The sequence below is a fragment of the Lysobacter sp. Root604 genome (assembly GCF_001427505.1).
GTDB lineage: Bacteria > Pseudomonadota > Gammaproteobacteria > Xanthomonadales > Xanthomonadaceae > Lysobacter.
On record NZ_LMGS01000001.1, the window covers coordinates 1,628,293 to 1,647,936 of the forward strand.

A 19,644-nucleotide genomic window follows, 5' to 3' on the forward strand; every position below is an offset into this window, starting at 1 on the left:
CAAGCGGGTGCGGACCTCAACGAGACGCGGGCGCCTCGCGATGATCGCGCCAGCGGTAGTACGCCAAGCCCACCCACTCGTGCAGGGCCAGCTCGGTGTTGGCGAGCGCGCTGGTTCGCGGCACCAGCGCCCACGGCAGGCGCGACGGCAGCCGGCGCGCGTCCGTGCCCAGCGGACACACCTCGAAGCCGGCACCGGCGAATGCCGCGCGCGCGCGCGGCATGTGGATGAGCGAGGTCACCAGCACGATACGCGCAGGCAGCGGCGGCGACATCCGCGCGGCGTGGCGCGCGTTGCTCCAGGTGTCGTCGGATTGGGCTTCCAAGCGCAGGGCCGCCGCCGGCACGCCCTGCATACGCGCGTACGCCGCCATCAGTTCCGCCACGGCCACCCCTCCGCGCCCGCCGCCCACCAGCACCAGTTGCCGTCCTTCGCGCGCGCGCCACCAGGCCACCGCGCGGTCCATGCGTCGCCGCGACGCCAGGTTGAGTACCGCGAAGTCGGTATCGCTGCGCGGGCGCCCGTCGCTGCCACCGCCGAGCACGACGGCGATCGCCGGCGGCGCATCGCGGCAGGCGATCGGCTCGGCGAGCGTTCGCTGCAGCGGCTTTCCGAGCAAATTGGCCGCCAGCGGCGTCATCGCCGCGAGCGCGACGGCCGCCAGCGCGACGCTCGCGACCAGGGGCCAGCGCAGACGCTGGCGACACAACCAGGCCCAGGGCAGCGCCGCCCCCGCAAGCAACAGCCATGCGAGCGGGGATAGCAGCCAGGCCGCCACGTCAACGCGACCGCGACCGCGACCGCGACATCAAGGCCATCGTCATTCCACGCAGCTTCCGATCCAAGGCCAGAACCGGAATGGCATACAGCAGCACGAACAGCAGGGCGGCCACGGACAGTCGCGCCCAGATGGCATGCAGCCCGAACAAGTCGGTGCCGCGCGCCACCGCCACCAGCACGGTCAGGCAGCCGAGCGACAGCGCGACCGCATGCAGGTCCGGCAGGCGCGCCAATCCCTTCGGGCAGATCGCGAACTGGGCGAAGGCCAGCGCGCCGTAGGCGATCGCGGTGGACCACACCGCCCCCATGTAGCCCAGGCGCGGAATCAGGATCAGGTTCATGACCACGTTCAACGCCGCCGCGCCCAGGGTGATGATCAGCACCTGCACGGTCTTCTTCTTCAACTGCAGGCCGTAGTTCGAGATGGCGAGCACGGCGTACAGCGACACGGTGATGCCGATCACGATGAACACGATGCCCGACGCGGCCTTGTCTCGACCGCTCAGCGCCACCAGCAGGTCCTGCCCCGACACCAGCAGAAACGCGATGATCGCCACTACCGCGTAGGTCATCGGCAGCAGCACCTTCTCCTTGAGCGCGCGCACGGCCTCGTTGCCGCCGGTTTCGTAGGCGCGCATGACCACCGGTGTGAACGCCTCGGACAGGGTCGCGTCTATGAACACGTTCAACTGCATCGCCAGCGAATAGCCGATGGCGTAGATGCCGACCGCGGCGAAATCACCGGTGATCTGCTTGAGCAGCACGCGATCGACATTGGCCAGGATGCTGAACGCCAACTCGTGCGCCATCAGCGGCAAGCCGTAGATCAGGCCGCTGCGCACGGCCTGCCAGTCGAGCGCGTCGCGCGCCACACTGACGTTGCGGTACATCCAATGCGCGAGCCAGGCCAGCACCAGCACGGTGGCGACGATCTTGCCGCCGTAGACCGCCAGCGCGCTTCTTTGCACCAGGATCACGGCGCCCAGAACCAACACCAGTTCGAGCATGCGCCCAATCACGCGCATGGCCATGACGATGTCCGAACGCTCGCTGGCGCGTATCACCATCTGCACGATGTTGACCGCCGCCAGCATCGGCATCATCAGCACGGCGCACCAGACCAGCGGCGAGAACGCGCCCTGCCCCAGCCAGGACCAGAGCGCGATCGCGCACAACCCAAGTAACCATAGCGTTGCGGACAGGATCAGCGGCAGCAGCACCATGTTGGTGCCGAACTCCTGCATCCGCCGCGCGCTCCCGTCGTAGGGATAAAAGCGCACGATCGCGTGCGGCGTGCCGAGCTTGATGATCGCCACGCCCAGCAGCATCAGGGTGTCGTAGTACCTCAGGATGCCGAACTGGGTATTGTCGAGAAACCGGGTCAGGATCGGGAACGAGATGAAGCCCGCCAGCATCACCAGACCGTTCGAGATCGAATAACGCAGGTAATGCGTGACGATGCCTGGTCGCTCCCGCGGCGGGGCACGCAGGCCTTCGTCCGCGCCCGTCGCGCTCTCCGTCGAACTATTCATCGCGAGCGACCGCGATCGTCATGGACGCTCATTTCGCATCACCTCGGAGGAGAGCCCGGATGGGCCGGGCCGCAGACTGGAGGCGGACCGGGCGAAGCCGCCGGATCCACCGCACCCGGGACCGGCGCGCGAGCACGCGTGTCCGTCGCGGACCGCTCATCGAGCACGCCCACGTAGGCAGTCCTGTTCGGCGGACGTCCGAGCACGTCCAGGACTTCGACGCCGCCCGCCACGTTGTAGGTATGGCAGCCATCGACGCTGCGCGTCAGATAGGGGGCCAGCCGCGACAGTTGCCGCTCGCGATAGGTCGTGGGCCCCAGCTCCAGCACTTCGTTGAACACGACGGCATTGCCGTAGCCGGGCCCGCAGTCTTGAGCCGGCCGGATCAGGCTGCCGTTGCGCTGGAACAGCCGCCCGGCCATGCGGGCGCGGCGCACATCGCAGACGATGGGCGAGGCCGGATGCGGCGTGTACGGCCCCTCCAGCCGGTCGGCGACGAACAGGAACAACTCGTCGCAGGTGTTGTTCTGGTTTTCGGCAACGTTGGCGAACAGGTACCAGTGGCCCTGATGATGGTGCAGGCTCGGATCCACACAGACGCGCCCGACCACAAGGTCGTGCACCCGCTCCCATCGCAAGGGGAAGTCGCTGGCGCGGTACAGGCTGACGCGGCGGTCGTAGCCGGACTCGACCGTCATGTGCCACTGCCCCTCCCAGGCGAACACTTGCGGGAAGGACAGATGGCCGGGCTCGTCCAGCGCGACGCCGAGCGAGCGCGCGCCTCCCGCGCCCAGCTCCACGCAGGCTATGGTCGCCTTCTTGAGCCGCGGCTCCAGCATTTCCTCCACGAACAGCAGCCTGCGTTCCTGCGCCATCACCACGAAGGGATCGCCCCACCAGCCCTTCGGCGCTTTCAGCAAGGCATGCGATCCGATCGTCGGCGAGTGCGGATCCAGCGGCGCTCCGCCCAGGCGCAGCACCAGCGTCCAGCCGACGCGGGCGTTCCTGAACCAACCGGTCATCCAGCGCGGAGAAGCGCGCAGCATCGACGCGAAGGCATGCAGCCCGGCGGCCGGTGCCAGCGGCGCCAACGGCTGCAGCTCCAGGCTCGCCATCGCAGGCGCGCCCGCGCCGAGATCTCCCTGCGCCAGCCGACGCAAGGCGCGCAACAGCAAGGCCGGCAGCTTGCGGAATGCATCCTCGCGCTGCTTGAGAAACGAAGTCGCCCGGGTCCTGCCCCAACTGGCCGCGAGGTCGACGGGCGTCTGGTTCGGCGCGTGCAGGACCAGGACCATCCGCGTCGCCGTTTCACGGCGCAGCATCGGACCGAGCAACTGCAAGCCCGCATGGCGATCGTCGAGCAGGCTGGCGTCGACCCGCCAGCATGCGCATTTCGTCTGGGCGGCCAGCGCCGACGCCCAGGATTCCGTGCCCAGCACGATCAGCAGATCCGGGCGCGCGCCAGCGATGCGCTCGACCAGGGTGGCCTCGTCTCCCGGACCGGCCGTCGCGAGAACGGCGTCCCCGTGGGGACCCGACGGCATCGGCATCGCGGTCAGGCTGCGGGTGGGGCCTAGCAAGGCGCGCTCGAACGCGATCAGGGCGCGCACGCTCGCGGGCACGCCAGCGACCTTCGCCAAGCTCGCCCCGGCCGCGCTCAGCGTGGTCAGTTCGATCCAGTCGTACCCGGCCACCAGGCCATGGAACGCGCGTACCCATCCGGGGACCTGTGGCGGCCCCACCAGCGTTACGCGCAAGGGCCGTGTGGCGCCGACCGGCGGAGCGTACAGCGGGGTTCGTTCGCGCGCGCCGACGGCTTTCATCCGGCGGGGCTCCGCGGCAAACGGCTCATCCAGCTTGCGATCGCCTCGATCAGGCGCTCGCGCTGATCCCGTCCGAAGTAGGTATGGTCGCAGTCGGGCCAGTAGTGCAGGTTCACGCGCGGATCGCGCGCCGCCGCGCCGAACGCCCATTCGAACTGGCGCGGATGCAGGAACCGATCGGCATAGCCGCCGCTGAAGATGCACAGCAGGCGGACGTCGCGCGCCAGCATCGCCGCGAACTGCTCGCGCGCTTGCGCATGGCTGGGCCAGCTGCGGAAATCGGTGGAGTCCAGGCCGGCGTTCCCGCGCATGCGCCCTCGCAGCTTGCGGGCGAAATGCCGCCATTCCCTGGGCAGGCGGCGCAGGAGTTCGAGCGCGCGCGCGTAGTAATACCAGGGGCCGGTGTAGCACAGGCCATCCAGCAGCAACACCGCCGACACCCGCGTATCGACGTTGGCGACATCCCATCCGGTGTCGGCGGCGCTGCAGATTCCGCCCACCGCGAACACGCGACAGCCGTGCAGAGCTTCGAGCTGATCCAAGGCGGCGATCGTCGCCTGGGTGGCGTCGCACTCCGGCAGGCGCGGCGCCTCTCCGACGCCGGGAATGTCGTAACGGAAGGTTCGTATCCCCAGCGCCGCGAGACGATGGGCCAGCAGCGCGTGCAAACGGAACGGTCCGGATCGCGGCTGCAAACCCGCGCTGGGCAATAGCAGCGTCGGCCCGGCGCCGGGAGCGCCGCTGAGTACGCCATGCAATCGCCCATCTGGGCCGAAGCGCACGAACACCTCGTCGGCCGCGACGGGCGCAACGGGCTTGGCATCCAACACGGCATTCATGCCCATGCTTCCTCGCGCACCGCCAGCCCCAGTTTTCCGACCACCTCGCGCACCTGGGGCGTAAGAAAGAACGCCGCGTCCATCGCCGCGCCCACGCTGAAGCTGGGGGCGCTGGCAGGCAGCGACAGGGTCCTGGCGATGCCGGTCGGCAGCGCCTCCGGATCCTTGCGAACGACCGCCCACACGGGCACCGCGCGCCCCAGGCCCTGGTCGATGCGCGTTTCTCCGAGCTCTACGCGCAGGCGCGACGGCGCGGGAAAGCCCATCAGCTGGCCGTCCGCGGGATCGGTGCTGCGGGCGACGCCGGCACGCGGCGGCGGACGCAGCGCGCGTTCGCGCGCATCGCTCTCCACCAGCTCCCGCAGCCAGGCCGCACCGTCGATTATCGGCTCCCAAAGCACGACCAGATCGGCGTCACCGCCCCGCTCCAGCCAGCCGCGCACGGCCAGCGCGCCACCGCGCCATGCGACCAGCGCCAGCCGCTTGATCGAGGTGCGCTGACGCAGCGCGGTCACCGCCGCTTCGAGATCCCGATGCATCGAGCTCAGATCCAGATCCTCGCCGGTACCCGCCGAATCGCCGGTGCCATGGAAGTCGAAACGCAGGGTCGGCAGGCCCAGGGCCGCGAGTTCGCTGGCGACCTCGGTGATGAAACGACGGCTGCGCGGCAGTTCGTGCAGCAACGGCGGTACCAGCACGACGCCGGTCGCGGGCGCGCCCGGCACGCCATGCAGCGCCGCGTACAAGCGCCGCGACGGCGTACCCAGCCAGAACGGCTCCCAACCACCCAGGCTCATTGCGATCGCCTCCGTGGAATCTCGAGACTGCGGGTGCGTGCGGCGCGGTTCATAGGCCAGACCCTTCTTTCAAACCGAACAGGCGTCGCAAGCCGCTGCTGATGCGTCCGCCCATACCGCTGGCGGGCGCGGCGTTCTGGGTGGCAACGGGCAGGCCCGCCGCGACCTGGGCCAAAGTCTCCGCGCCCAGGCGGATCAGCTTGATGCGCTTGCCGGTATCGCGCTCGACGCGATTGGCCATCTGCACCGCGAGCATCGAATGTCCGCCCAGTTCGAAGAAGTTGTCGTCCGGACCCGCGGGTAGGCCCAGCAGTTCGGACCAGATCTGCGACAGGTAACGGACGCGAGGGTCGGCTGCCGCCCCAGTCGCGCTCGGAGCAGGCACGACGGCCTGTTCCTTATCGACTGGCAGCAGCAGCGCGTTGCGGTCGATCTTGCCGTTGGGCAAGAGCGGAATCTCTTCAAGCACGACGAAGTGCTGCGGCAACATGTAGGCCGGGAGCAGTTCCCGTAGGTGCGCGCGCAACGCCGCCTCCTCGATGGTCGCGCCCGGAGCGGCCACCAGATAGGCGACCAGACGCTGGTCGTTGGCGCGATCCTCGCGCACGATCACGAGCGCGCGCGCGACTTCCTCGCGCGCGGCCAGATTGGCCTCGATCTCGCCCAGTTCGATGCGATAGCCGCGCACCTTGACCTGGTGATCCAGACGCCCCAGATGCTCGAGATTGCCGTCCGCGCGCCAGCGGCCGCGATCGCCCGTGCGGTACAACAGGGCTGCGCCGTCCGCCTGCGCTGCATCGGCGAACGCCGCCGTGTAGCGATCGACCACGAAGCGTTCGGCGGTCAGCTCGGGGCGTTCCAGATAGCCCTTGGTGACGCCTTCGCCGCCTATGCAGATCTCGCCCGGCACGCCGTAGGGGCACAGCTCGCCATGCGCGTCCACGATCCACACGCTGGTGTTGCCTATCGGCCGCCCGATATGGATGTCGGGCGCTTGCCCGGCGGGGGCCGGGACGATGCGCGCGCAGGTGGACCACACGGTGGTCTCGGTGGGCCCGTAGACGTTCCACAAGGATCCGCAGCGCGCCAACAGCGACCTGGCCAGATCCAGGCCCATCGGTTCGCCACCGCACAGCGCCTTGAACCCCGGCGCGCCGCGCCAGCCCGCATCGATCAGCAGGCGCCAGCTCGACGGCGTGCCCTGCATCACCGTCGCGGCGCTGCTTTCCAACAGCGCGCGCAAGGCGACGCCGTCGCCGGCGGTTTCGCGATCCGCCAGCACGATCTGCGCGCCCACCGCCAACGGCAGCAGCAATTCCAGCACCGCGATGTCGAACGACAGCGTGGTCACCGCCAACAGCCGGTCCTGCGCGTCCAGTCCGGGTTCGCGACGCATGCTGTCGAGGAAGTTGGACACGGCCCGATGCGGCACGATGACGCCCTTGGGACGGCCGGTGGATCCCGAGGTGTAGATCACGTAGGCCGGATCCTCGGGCTGCGCGGTGTGCTCGTCGCGACCCGGCCGCGTCGCCTCCGCCGTCGCGAACAGGGACGCATGCTCGTCGAACAGCAGCACCGGCCTGCCGCGCAAATCGAAGCGGGCGGCGTGCTCGCGCGTGGTCAGGAGCAGCGCCAGTCCGGCGTCGGCGGCCATGTAGGCCAGGCGCTCTGCGGGGAACTGCGGATCCAGGGGCACATAGCCCGCGCCGGCCTTGAGGATGCCCAGCAGCGCCGCCAGCATGTCCGGGCCGCGATCCAGGGCCAGACCCACCAGCGCGCCGCGACGGACGCCATGCCCGCGCAGCACCTGGGCGATGCGATTCGAGCGCGTCTCCAACTCGGCATAGCGCAACGACACCGGACCTGCGCGCAACGCGACCCGGTCCGGCGTGCGCTCGCATTGGGCCTCGAAGTATTCGTGCATCCTGCAGGCGCGGTCGTAGGCGATCGCCGTTGGCTGCAACGAGGCCAACTCCGTACGCGCCTGCGCGTCGACCAGCGGCAGGCTCGCCAGATCCGCCGTCTCCCGCTCCACCGCGGCGCGCAGCAGGGTTTCGTAGGCGCTTAGCCAGCGCTGGATGGTTGTCGCGTCGAACAGGTCGCGGTTGTATTGGCATTCGAGCCGCAAGCGACCGTGGACCTGCACGGCGTTCACGAACAGCTCGAAGGTTTCGAAGCTGCGCGTATTGCTGTCGAACTCCATGGATACACCGTGAAACGAAGCGCATTCCTGGTCCATGGCCTGGTCGAGGTTGAACAGCACGCTGACCAGCGGTATCCGCGCCGGATCCCGCCGCAGCCGCAGCTTCCTGAGCAGCGTGCCAAAGGTGTAGCGCTGGTGCTCCAAGGCATCGAGCAACATGGCCTGCGCGTCGTCGATCGCCTGCGCGAACGACTGTGCGGATTCGAGCTCGAAGCGCAGCGGCAGCAGATTGACGCAATGCCCAACCAGGTGGTCGGCGCCGCAGACCGCCTGCCCCGCGGCGGGAATCCCGACCACCACTTCCGATTGCGACGACAGGCGCGACAGCAGCGCGGAAAAACCCGCAAGCAGCGTGGCGAACATGCCGACGCCACGGGCCGCGCCGGTCCGCCGCAGCGCATCGAGCAAATCGGCATCGAGCACGTGATCCAGTCGGGCCGAGGCGAAGCTGCGGCTCGGCGGCCGCGGCCGATCGGTGGGCAGCTCCAGCACCGGCGCACCCTTGGCGTAGCGCGAGAGCCAGTAGGCCTCGTCGGCGAGCTGCGCCGCGTCGCCCTGATGCTCGGCTTCCGCCAATGCGTAAGCGACGAACGAGGAGGCTTCGGGCAGGCTCGACGCCGGCGTTCCGAAACGCTTTCCGTACAGGGCGCCCAGCTCGCGCACGATCGCCCACCACGACCATCCGTCGCAGACGATGTGATGGGCGGTCAGCAGCAGCAGATGCTCGTCCGCCGCGAGGCGCAGCAGCTGCGCGCGAAACAGCGGCCCCTGGTCCAGCACGAACGGCGTTTCCACCGCGAGCCGGATGCGCTCGTCGACGGCCGTCCGTCGCGCGATCGGGTTCAGCGACGCCAGGTCTTCGACCGGTAACGGCAAGGCATGGCGCTCCAGCACCCGGAAGCTTGCGCCGTCCGGCCCGATGCTTGCGCGCAGGGATTCGTGCCGGTCCACCAGTTCCTGCAGCGCCTCGCGCATGAATTCCAGATTCAGCGCGCCGCGGAACTGCAGCGATACCGAAAGATTGAAGGCCAGCGACGCTTCCCGCCCGAGCTGGTCGGCCAGCCAGATCTCGCGCTGCGGCTCCGTGGTCGGCGCCACGCGCGCGCGGATGCCGCCGCCGAACGGCTCGTAGCCGGCTCGCGACGCCTGCGCGACTTCGTCGCCGGGCACCACGGATGCGGGCAGGTCCCTCACAGCGGCAAGCTCGGCAAGCCGCGATGGCGGCGAAGGCATCGGCGCCTTCGCGGTTTCCGCCTCGGAGGCCGCGGCCGGCGGCACCGGCGTGCCCGCCGGCTCCGCCGGCAACTGCGCGTCCAGCATCGTCGCCAGGCGACCCAGGCTGCTGCATTCGCTCATCAGCTGCCGGAACGTCAGTTTGACCGCGTAGGCCTTCTGCAGACGCAGCGCGACCTGGGTCAGCATCAGGCTGTCCAGACCGAGCTCCATGAAATTGGCTTCGTCGTCGGCCTCGGACAGGTCGAATCCGACCACGTCCTCGAACAGGGTCGAGAGCTGCGCGACCAGCCGCGCATGGCGATCCGGTAGGGCCGCGGTCGCCCGCACGGTCGCGGCCTCGGCGGCGGGTACGGACGCAAGCGCCTGCGCGAGATTCGCGCCTGGGAGCGCGACGACATTCGAGGCCGCCGCGGCCTCGACCCAGTAGCGCTGCCGTTCGAACGGATAAGTGGGCAGCAATACGCGCCGGCGTGTAGGCCGACGGTCGAACGCCGCCAGGTCGATCGCGATACCGCGGCACCACAACTGGCCCGCCGCGGCGAGGATGCTGGCGACCTCGGTCGCGGGGTCGTCGGCCAGCGACGGCACCGCCGTGGCCTGCTGCTTCGACATGGCCGGATGTTGACGCGACAAGGCGCACAGGGTGGCGCGCGGGCCGGCTTCCAGCAGCACCTGCGACGGCGTGTCCAGCACCCTGCCCACCGCCGCGGCGAAGCGAACCGGCTCGCGCAGGTGCGAGGCCCAGTAATCGGGGGACGTGGCGGATGCGGCGTCCAGCCAATCGCCGGTCGCGGTCGAGACGATCGGGATCAGCGGCGCCGACAGCGTCAGGGCGGCGACTTCGGCGCGGAACGGCGCCACCACCGGCTCCATCATCCGCGAATGGAAGGCGTGCGAGGTGCGCAGAGCACGGCAGGCCACGCCCTGCGCTTCGAGTTCGAGCTGGAAGCGCGCGATCGCGTCGAGGGCGCCCGATACCACCACGCTGCCAGGCGCGTTCTCGGCGGCCAGCGACAGATCGGCGGGCAGCCTGGCCAGCAATGCGTCCAAGGGCAGCCGGACCGACAGCATGGCGCCTGGCGGCCGCGCCTGCATCAGCGCGCCGCGCCGCGCGACCAGGTTCAGCGCATCGGCCAAGCCGAACACGCCGGCCAGCGTCGCGGCGACGAATTCTCCGACGCTGTGTCCGATCATCGCCGTCGGCACGATGCCGTGGCTCATCCACCACTGCGCGATCGAGTACTCGATCGCGAACGTCGCCGGCTGCATAATCGCGGTCGGCAGCAGCGCCTCGGGGTCGTTCGAGAACACGCGCTCGCGCAGGTCGAAGCCGAGCTGCGCGAGCAAGGCGTCCGCGCAGGCGTCGAATGCCGCCTGGAACGCCGGCTGGGTGTCGTACAGGCCGCGCCCCATGCCTGGATAGGTCGCGCCCTGTCCAGGGAACAGGAACACGACCTCGCCCTGCCGCGCCGGCTTGGCGCGCGCGGCGGCGACGGCGATGTCGGGGCCGCGCAGTTGCGCCACCGCGGCGGCGGCGTCCTCGGCGACCACCGCGATGCGATGCGCGAAGGCTTTGCGGCCCAGCGCGAGCGTCCACGCCGCGTCGGCCAGGTTCAGGCCAGGCGCGCCGTCGAGATGGTCGGCCAGGCGCGTCGTCGCGCGCGCCAGCGCCGTCGGCGTGCGTGCGGACAGCGCCAGCAGTTGCGGCCCTCGCGCCGGGTCCGACGGCGGCCGGCTCGGCGCCTCCTCCAGCACGACGTGCGCATTGGTGCCGCCGACGCCGAACGAACTCACGCCTGCGCGACGCGGCGTGGCGCCGGCCGGCCAGTCCGTCAGGGCGTCGTTGACGACGAAGGGCGAACCGGCGAAATCGATGACTGGATTGGGCGACTTGAAATGCGCGGTCGCCGGTATGCGCTGCTCGGCCAATGCCAGCGCGGTCTTGATCACGCCGGCCGCTCCCGCGGCGATAACCAGATGGCCGACGTTGCTCTTCACCGATCCGATCCGACAGAAGCCGCGCTCGTCGGTGCCCCGGCGGAATGCGCGGGTCAGGCCCTCGATTTCGATCGGGTCGCCCACCGGCGTGGCGGTGCCATGGGTTTCGACATAGCCGATGCTGCGCGGATCCACCCGCGCCCGATCGTGGGCCATGGCGATGACCGCCGCCTGGCCTTCGCTGCTCGGCGCGGTGAAGCTGGCCTTGCCGGCGCCGTCGTTGTTGACCGCGCCGGCGCGGATCACCGCGACTATGGGGTTGCCGTCCGCCTGTGCATCGGACAGTCGCTTGAGCAGCACGATCGCCGCGCCATCGCTGAACACGGTGCCCTGTGCGCTCGCATCGAACGGCCGGGTGTGGCCGTCGGGCGAGAGCATCGATCCTTCCTGATAGAAGTAGCCGCTGCGCGGCGGGCAGGTGACGCTGATGCCGCCGGCCAGGGCCATGTCGCAATGGCCTAGCGTCAGACTGTCGACGGCCTGGCAGATCGCCACCAGCGAAGTCGAACAAGCGGTGTGCACGCTGACCGCCGGGCCGGTCAGGTTGAGCTTGTGCGCGACCCGGGTGGCGATGAAATCCTTTTCGTTGTTCAGCATCACCTGGAAGGCGCCGACCTTGTCGACCAGTTCCGGGTGCGCGGACACATGCCGCTGGAAATAGCTGGCATTGAACATGCCGCCGAACACGCCGACCGGCGCCGCGGTCGCGTCGGGCACGTGGCCGGCGCGTTCCAGACATTCCCATGCCAGCTCGAGGAAGATCCGCTGCTGCGGGTCCATCAACTCGGCTTCCTTGGGGCCGATACCGAAGAACGCCGCGTCGAACTGCTCGACGCCGTCGATCACGCCGCGCGCCGGCACGTACGCCGGATCGTCGCGATCCTGCGCGCTGACGGCGGGATCCAGTTCCTCCGGGGCGAAGACGGTAATCGAATCGCGCCCCTCGCAGAGGTTGCGCCAGAACGCCTCGACGTCCGCGGCGCCGGGGAAGCGTCCGGCCATGGCCACGATCGCGATGGGCTCGGCGGCGTCCCCATGCGCCTGCATGCGACGGGCCGACGCATAGCGCGCCGGAGCGATGTCCGTCGCGTCGCCGCTTGCAAGCGACGCGGCCAGCAGGGCCGGCGTCGGATAGCGGAACAGTTGCGCGGTCGGGATGGCGACGGCCGGCGTGCCGGCCTGCTTGAGCCGCTGCAACAGCCTGGCCGCCGACAGCGAATCGCCGCCCAGCTCGAAGAAGTTGTCGTGGCGCCCGACCTGATCGACGGCGAGAGTGTCGCCGAATGCGGCGCACAGCGCAGCCTCGAGCGCGCCGATCGCGGGCTCGAACGCATGCGCGAGCTCGGGGCGCTGCCGAGCCGGCGCCGGCAGCGCGCGACGATCGAGCTTGCCGTTCTCGGTCAAGGGCAACGCCGCGAGTTCGACGAATACGCTGGGGACCATGTAGTCCGGCAAGGCCGTCGCGAGATGGGCGCGCAGGGACGCCTGGCTAGCGCGCGCCTCGGCGGGCACGACATAGGCCACCAGCCGCGCCTCGCCGCCGGCGCGATCGTCGGCTGCGATCACGGCGCAGGCGCGGACGCACTCGTGCCTCGCCAGCACGCTCTCGATTTCGCCGGTCTCGATGCGAAAGCCGCGGATTTTGACTTGATGGTCGCTGCGACCCAGGTACTCCAGATCGCCGTCGGCGAGCGGACGGGCCAGATCGCCGGTCTTGTACAGGCGTACGCGCTCGCCTTCGGGCGAGGTCCAGTCGAAAAACCGCTCGGCGGTCAACGCCGGGCGATTGAGATAGCCGCGGCTCACGCCGGCGCCCGCGACATGGATCTCGCCGACTTCGCCGACGGCGACCTGTGCGAGTGCGGGATCGAGCACATACAGATGCAGGTCGGGAATGGGCTCGCCGATCACGCTGCCTGCGCTGCGCTCCAGATCCGCGCGGGTTATCGGCCGGTAGGTGACGTGCACCGTGGTTTCGGTGATGCCGTACATGTTGATCAGGCGTGGCGACCGGTCGCCGTGACGCTCGAACCACGGCCGCAGCATCTGCAGTTCCAAGGCTTCGCCGCCGAACACCACATAGCGCAGCGCCAAGCCGGAAGGCTCGGTCGCCGACGCGAGATCGGCATGGATGAGGCCGCGGAACGCCGCCGGCGTCTGGTTGAGCACGGTCACGCGCTCGCGCAGCATCAGCGCATGGAACGCCTCCGGCGATCGGCTGGTCAGGAACGGCACGACCACGACGCGGCCGCCGTGGATCAGCGCGCCCCATATCTCCCACACCGAGAAGTCGAAGGCGTGGGAATGGAAGAAGGTCCACACATCGTCGGGGCCGAACTCGAACCAGGGCCGGGTCGCCAGGAACAGGCGCGCGACGTTGGCATGGGTGACCTGACAGCCCTTGGGCAGGCCGGTCGAGCCGGACGTGTAGATGACGTAGGCCAGATGCTCGGGCCGCGCCAACGGCTCGGGATCGTGCACGGGTTCGGCGGCGAATTCGGACCAGTCGCCGTCCAGCATCAAGGTCGTCGCGTCGGTCGCGGGCAAGGTCAGTCTCTGTGCCGACGAGCTCAGCAGCACGGCGGGACGCGCGTCCTCGAACATGAACTGCACGCGATCGCGCGGATAGGAGGCATCGATCGGCAGATAGGCCCCGCCCGACTTCAGGATGGCGAGCAGCCCCACCACCATCTCCAGCGAACGTTCCAAGCCGATCGCCACCAGCGTCTCCGGCCCCACCCCGAGGGAGCGCAGGCGATGGGCGAGCTGGTTGGCGCGATGGTTCAGTTCGCGATAGCTCAGGCTGGCGCCGTCGCAGCTGACCGCGATGGCGTCCGGGCGCGCGGCAGCCTGCTGTTCGATCAGTTGCGGTATGCAGACGAGCGGGCGGGAGGGCGCAGAACCATCGGATAGCTTGTTCATACCCATGTTTTCCCTGCCCGCGCTCGCGGCACCTGGCGATCCCACCGTGATGACATCCCAGTCGTATCCCCTGACCTCGGCACCCGGCAGGCAAGGATCGCGCGTCGATGTCATGACAAACGCCGTGAGGGTGGTCATGCGGCCATGCGCGAATCGCAGGCAAATCGCCACCCACGCCCGCTGCGCGCGTTACGATAGGAAGATGGGAGGTCTCCGATGAAAGCCGACCTGACACTGCTGTACTCCGAGTTGGGGCTGAGGCCCAACTGCAGTCTGGAGGAGCTCCAGCTCGCCTATCGCAGGCGGATTTCCGAGCTGCACCCCAGGCGTCCGGGCGCCAAGCCGCCATTGCAGGATTCGGCTTACCTGTGCGACCTGATCGGTCTGTACACCACGGCCACGCGCTTCCATCGCCGCTACGGACGTCTGCCGGGAGAAGCCCCGCATCGGATCGGCGGCGGCCCGGCGCATGGCGGCTTGTCGCGGGCCCATGCAGCCGGCAGCCCGCGCCCTTTCGAACATCGGCCTTCCGAGTTCCGTCGTTCCGAGCACCACTATTCCGAGCAGGGTCCGCCCGCGCCGGCGCGGTTCGCCCTGGTGCTGGCCATCGCCTTGCTGATTCTCCTGTTCGCCGTGTTGGCGCTCGCCTCGGGAGAATGGCTGAGGTAGCGGGCCCGGCCGCGCGTCCGCGCCCGCTCGCGTCGATGCGCACCAAACGCGGCGGCGGCCGTGCTGTCCGCAGGCACCGCCCGGGCCCGTTTTCCAGGAGGTGGGCGCACCGGCACCCGTCACGTACAGGCGACTGATCAGACGATGGACGCCAGCAAGATCCCGCTCACCCCCAGTGCCATCGCCTGGCCGCTGGCCGCCGCCACCGCTCTGCTCGTGGCCGCCAATCTGGGCCTGCAGGCCTATCGGCTGATCGCGCACCAGGAACATGTCGTCGGCCTGGCGATGCTCAGCATGGACGGAGAAAACAATCTTCCGGCCTTGTTCTCGACCCTGCTGCTGTTCGGCGCCGCGCTGATCCTGACGCTGATCGCCGTGCTGGAACGACGCCACCAGGGCGCCGATGTGTCGAAATGGGCCCTCCTCGCCGCCGGCTTCGCGCTGATGTCCCTGGACGAGGCCCTGTCCTTCCACGAAAGAACGATCGCGCCCTTGCGCGCGCTGCTGGGCGGCCAGCACCTGGGCATCTTCTTCTTCGCCTGGGTGATACCCGGCATCGCCCTGGTCTGCGTGCTCGGCGCCTACTTCCTGCGCTTCCTGCTGCGCCTGCCGCGCAGGACGGCGATCGCCTTCGTGATCTCCGCCGCGATCTATCTGGGCGGCGCCCTGGGCGTCGAACTGGTCGAGGGATGGTGGCGCGAGGGACACGGGCACAGGAACCTCGTCTATCACGCACTGGTCAGCCTGGAGGAAGGCATGGAGATGGCGGGCGTCATCGCTTTCATCCACGCGCTGCTGAGCTATATCTCGCAACGCTACGGCGAGGTGAGGTTCGTTTTCGCCGGTGCGCGCCACCACGCGGCCGCATCCGGGCCTGCGAGCCGATCACGGTAATCTGCGCCGGCACAGGCCGCAGGCGTCAGCGCGAGCCGCGGCGGAACAGCACCACCTCGACCGTCTGCAGCAGGATCAGCAGGTCGAATACCAATCCGTGGTTCTTCACGTAGAACAGATCGAAGGTCAGCTTCTCCTCGGCGTCCCGTACCGATGCGCCGTAGGGATAACGCAGCTGCGCCCAGCCGGTCAGGCCCGGTTTCACGCAGTGGCGCACGTTGTAGTAGCGCACTTCCTGGTTGAGCATGTCGACGAACTGCGGCCGCTCGGGCCGAGGGCCGACGAAGCTCATTTCCCCGAGCAGGATGTTGAACAGTTGCGGAAGCTCGTCCAGGCGCGACAGGCGGATGATCCGACCGACCCGGGTGGTGCGATCGTCGTTCTGGGTCGCCCACTTCGCCACGCCGTCGGCCTCGGCGTCCACGCGCATGCTGCGGAACTTGATCAGCTCGAAGCTGCGACCGTTCTCACCGATGCGCGTCTGCCGGTACAGCACCGGACCGCGCGACTCCAGGCTGACGCACGCCGCCACCAGCAGCATGAAGGGCCAGGCCACCAGCAACAGGGCGCATGCGGCGGCCAGGTCGAAGAAGCGCTTGTTGAGGCGGCGCGGCATGGAATGATCGAAACCGCCCGAAAACGCCAGCCACGACGGGTCGGCCACGTTCAGCTTGACCATGCCGGCCTCGCGCTCGAAGAACGTCGACAGATCGGTCACGGTGACTCCGCGCTGCGCGCAGGTCAGCATTTCCTCCATCGGCAGCGCGCCGCGCCGCTCGTCGGGCGCGACCACGATCTCGTAGACGTGCAGCCACTCGGCGATCTCGGACAGTGCGAAATCCGTGCTGAGCAGCAACTTCTCGGGCACCAGCACGGGCTGCCCCGGCACCGGCACGAACCCCACCACCACGAAGGATCTGCGGTCGGCTCCCCGCCGCATGCGACTGTTGATGAGATCGGCGTTCTTGCCCGCGCCGAACACCAGTACCCGACGCCGGAACACATCGGTCTTGAACACCCGCTCGACGATCAGGCGCAGCGCGATCACCGCGACCAGGCCGATCGCCAGCGCCATCGCCAGCACGCCGCGGCCGATGTAGGCGGCGGGCATCAGGTAGTACAGCACCAGCAGGGCGATGCCGCCGAACGCGAAGGACAACACCAGCCGGAGCAGGAACTCCATCCGGTTGTGGCGCACGTGCACCTGGTACAGGCCGAAGGCCACCATCGACACCGTGATGAAGGCGGCGAACACGAACGCGCGTACCGGCGCCCATTGGAAGGAACTGAGCAGCCCCTGCGACCCCATGAAGCGCAGCCACGCCGCGATGGTCACCGACAGGATCAGCAGCCAGGTCTCGCCCAGCCATAGCAGCAGCAGTGCGCGGCTTTTGCGACTGGCCAATGCGATGCTCATGGCGCCACCCGCCTTCCGTGCGGCGCACGCGACGACGAATGCCCCCTGTCTGGTTCTCGCGCTGGACTAGGATCGAAGCGAGGAAACGCTACCGGGTGATCCTTCATTACGCTGTACCTGCCGATGCGTAGCCCCCACTCCTGGCTACCCCGTTTCCGGGCAAAGGACGCTCGCTCTCCAAACGGGCTGGCTTGACCGAGACAACGAAGGAATCGCGGCGTTCCGGCCGTCGCGGGCGCGCGGAGCTTCGATTCGACGCGAGCGCTGCGAGCCTGGGCGCATCAACGCGCCGACGTTCGCCGGTCCTGGGAGCCGCTTGCGGCATCGTCGCCCGGGCGGTACTCGAGCCGCAGCCAGGCATGGCTGGGACGATCGTAGAGCGCGGTGACGGCCAAGGGCGTGCCGGGGCCATAAGGGTCGGGGTAGACCGTGCCCAGCGCATCGATCCGCAGCCGCTGGCCGTCGTCTTCGACGCTGGAAACCCGGTCGAGCCGGAGCTGGGCCGACGGCTTGCGCAGCGCCTGGGCCAGATCCGCGCTCAGCATGATCTCGAGTTGCCGCACCAGACGCGGGTCGTTGGGAACATCGCGCTCTCCCGCCGCGACCGGGTCGATGCCGATATCGGGGCGTCCCAACCTGCGCAGGCGGGCGTCGTAACGCACGCCGAACCGAAAGCCGATCCAATCCTGTCGCCCGACGATCTGGGCGGCGCCGCTGCCGCGAATGGCACGCTGATCGACGTCGATCGCCCGGACCTCGACGAGGTCCAAACGCAGTTCGACGGCGCGCCCGCCCAACCGCAGCGAGATCGCGTCGATCAAGGGACCGGCGATCGCGTCGCGGATGCCCTCGGTCGCGGCCGTCGTAGCGGAACCGCCCAGCGCAGGCGTCGACGGGTCCGGTCGGCCCGCCGCTTGCGATGCCGGCTGCGCAGCCAGACTGCCGCCGGCCCAGGAGCAGGCCAGGAGCGCGGCGGCAGCGAATTTCTGATGCATGACTTCAACCACAACGCGATCCCGCGGCGCTTACGGCCCCCGGAATGCCGCGGAATGCGGCGAGCGTCGGCAGTGCGAGGCTTGCACCCCAGGCCTGCGAAGTTGGGTCGCGCGGCCGCTGCAGGGCTGCGCGCCCGTGGTTTGCGGCACTGCCCGCAAGCGCAGTGTCGCCGCGCTTACTTCACCCCGGCCGCCGACCATGCGCGCGCGACCGCGCGCGCTTCGGCCGATTTGACGCCATACAGCGCCTCGGCGGCGCGGATCGTGGCCGCACGCGCCTGCGGATAGGTCAGCTGCGAGGTTTTCTCGGTGGTGGCCAGCCGATACCAGATCGCGCCGGCCTTCGCGCGGCCGATGCCCACGATCGCGGTGTCGCCGTTGCAGACCAACTGATCCGCACTGAGGCCGGAGCCGGCCGGCGCCGTGGCACCCTCGGCCAGCAGGTAGAACGCCCGATTGCCGATGCCCGAGGTGTACTCGCCCGAGTAGGCCGGGGATTCGTCGTTCGGATCGAAACCTCGCGCCGGGTAGCAGACGAAGGATTTCCCGTCCAGGTTCTGGCGGTACATGTGGCGCAGGCCGCCCGGATAAGCCAGCTCGCCGATCACGTAATCGCCCGGATCGTTGGGGTGAGCGGCATGGAATTCGATCAGGGTGCCGAAGACGTCGGCGATCGAGCTGCGCACGCCTTGGCTGTCGCCCCTGCCGGGATCGGGATCGGTGTTGTAGACGATATTGGCCGCGTACATGCTGCCGACGATGTCCAGGGTCGCCAAGGGTTCGATGCCGGCGGCCGCATCGCCGATGCCTAGCAGCACGGTGGTGCCCGACCAGTACGAGTAGCCGGTCGTCTTGCGCCCCGGTGCCAGGTCGACGACATGGCTGTACACGGTGGCTCTGCGGTTGCGCGCGTCCAGGCCGTTGCGTGCGTGGACGAGCTTGAAGTAGTCCCAGCTGCGCTGCATCGCGTAGTAGGCGTCGACGCCCATGCTGGACAGGCTGGCCGCGCTGCCGTCGCCGAAGCTGGTGGTGGGGCTGACGAACTGCTGCGGCCCGCGATAGGTCGCGTAGTACCGGTTGAAGCCGCCGCCGTCGGAGCTGCTGATGCCGTTGCGGGTGTTGTCGATGAGCTCGTAGCCGACGCCAGCAGTGTACTGCACGGGAATGGGCAGCGTGCCGTAATGGACACCGTGACCGGTGCCGGACACCACCGAGCCGTTCGGCTGACTGGCGTTCGATGTCGCCGGCATCAGCGCGGCGAGGGAGAGCGAAACAGCGATCGCGACAAAGCTAGGGCGCATGACCGTTATCCTCGAAATGGTGGGAAGAAGTGCCTTCCGCGTGCCGCCGTGCAAGCCCGGCGGAGCCATCTGCCGGCAGGTGGATACGGCGGTTCGAAAGCGACGCCACCCTAGGTGTCGATCCCGCGCCGGGCCGCGCGCACTGCGCACATTCGGGCGGTCGCGCGTCACAGATGAGCGAGCCGCGCCGAAGCGGCATCACAGTTCGCGATGCGCGTATCCGGACAATCGATCGACG

Annotated in this window: 11 protein-coding genes; 2 read left to right on the plus strand and 9 right to left on the minus strand. The window is 69.0% G+C overall.

All coding sequences use genetic code 11. The features are described from left to right. Positions 1 to 16: 16 nt before the first annotated feature. From ASD69_RS07395 to ASD69_RS07420, 6 genes are read right to left on the minus strand one after another with little or no spacing between them, the layout of a single operon-like run. Complete coding sequence (locus tag ASD69_RS07395; protein ID WP_056175744.1) at positions 17 to 778, minus strand: YdcF family protein; 762 nt, start codon at positions 776 to 778, stop codon at positions 17 to 19. A gap of 1 nt (position 779) precedes the next feature. Continuing rightward, positions 780 to 2,312: an oligosaccharide flippase family protein gene (locus ASD69_RS07400; RefSeq protein WP_056175747.1), complete on the minus strand. Its 1,533-nt coding sequence runs from the start codon at positions 2,310 to 2,312 to the stop codon at positions 780 to 782. Positions 2,313 to 2,350: 38 nt separating this feature from the next. Then, positions 2,351 to 4,135, minus strand: a complete 1,785-nt coding sequence (locus ASD69_RS07405) for a hypothetical protein (RefSeq protein WP_056175750.1) — start codon at positions 4,133 to 4,135, stop codon at positions 2,351 to 2,353. Then, complete coding sequence (locus tag ASD69_RS07410) at positions 4,132 to 4,974, minus strand: hypothetical protein (protein ID WP_056175752.1); 843 nt, start codon at positions 4,972 to 4,974, stop codon at positions 4,132 to 4,134. The genes ASD69_RS07405 and ASD69_RS07410 overlap by 4 nt, the downstream gene beginning before the upstream one ends. Beyond that, a complete protein-coding gene (locus tag ASD69_RS07415) occupies positions 4,971 to 5,771 on the minus strand; it encodes a hypothetical protein (RefSeq protein ID WP_056175755.1) in 801 nt (266 codons plus the stop codon). Before ASD69_RS07415 ends, ASD69_RS07410 begins: the two co-directional genes overlap by 4 nt. 49 nt (positions 5,772 to 5,820) lie before the next feature. Further along, entirely contained in the window at positions 5,821 to 14,130 is an 8,310-nt protein-coding gene (locus ASD69_RS07420) for a non-ribosomal peptide synthetase/type I polyketide synthase (protein ID WP_162250623.1), read from the minus strand. 216 nt (positions 14,131 to 14,346) lie between these two features. Between ASD69_RS07420 and ASD69_RS07425 the strand changes: the two genes are divergently transcribed. Then, positions 14,347 to 14,799: a J domain-containing protein gene (locus tag ASD69_RS07425; protein WP_056175764.1), complete on the plus strand. Its 453-nt coding sequence runs from the start codon at positions 14,347 to 14,349 to the stop codon at positions 14,797 to 14,799. 60 nt (positions 14,800 to 14,859) lie between these two features. Beyond that, entirely contained in the window at positions 14,860 to 15,693 is an 834-nt protein-coding gene (locus ASD69_RS07430; protein WP_157499071.1) for a hypothetical protein, read from the plus strand. A 25-nt stretch (positions 15,694 to 15,718) separates the two neighbouring features. On the opposite strand, the gene ASD69_RS07435 is transcribed toward ASD69_RS07430, so the two are convergent. The 3 genes from ASD69_RS07435 to ASD69_RS07445 all read right to left on the minus strand — a co-directional run bounded on the left by ASD69_RS07435 (position 15,719) and on the right by ASD69_RS07445 (position 19,406). Next, complete coding sequence (locus ASD69_RS07435) at positions 15,719 to 17,110, minus strand: TIGR03013 family XrtA/PEP-CTERM system glycosyltransferase (protein WP_056175771.1); 1,392 nt, start codon at positions 17,108 to 17,110, stop codon at positions 15,719 to 15,721. A gap of 281 nt (positions 17,111 to 17,391) precedes the next feature. Then, the gene (locus tag ASD69_RS07440; RefSeq protein WP_056175773.1) at positions 17,392 to 18,105 is read right to left on the minus strand and encodes a hypothetical protein; all 714 of its coding nucleotides are present in this window, start codon (positions 18,103 to 18,105) and stop codon (positions 17,392 to 17,394) included. 176 nt (positions 18,106 to 18,281) lie between these two features. Then, a complete protein-coding gene (locus tag ASD69_RS07445; protein ID WP_162250624.1) occupies positions 18,282 to 19,406 on the minus strand; it encodes a M4 family metallopeptidase in 1,125 nt (374 codons plus the stop codon). Positions 19,407 to 19,644: the final 238 nt, after the last annotated feature.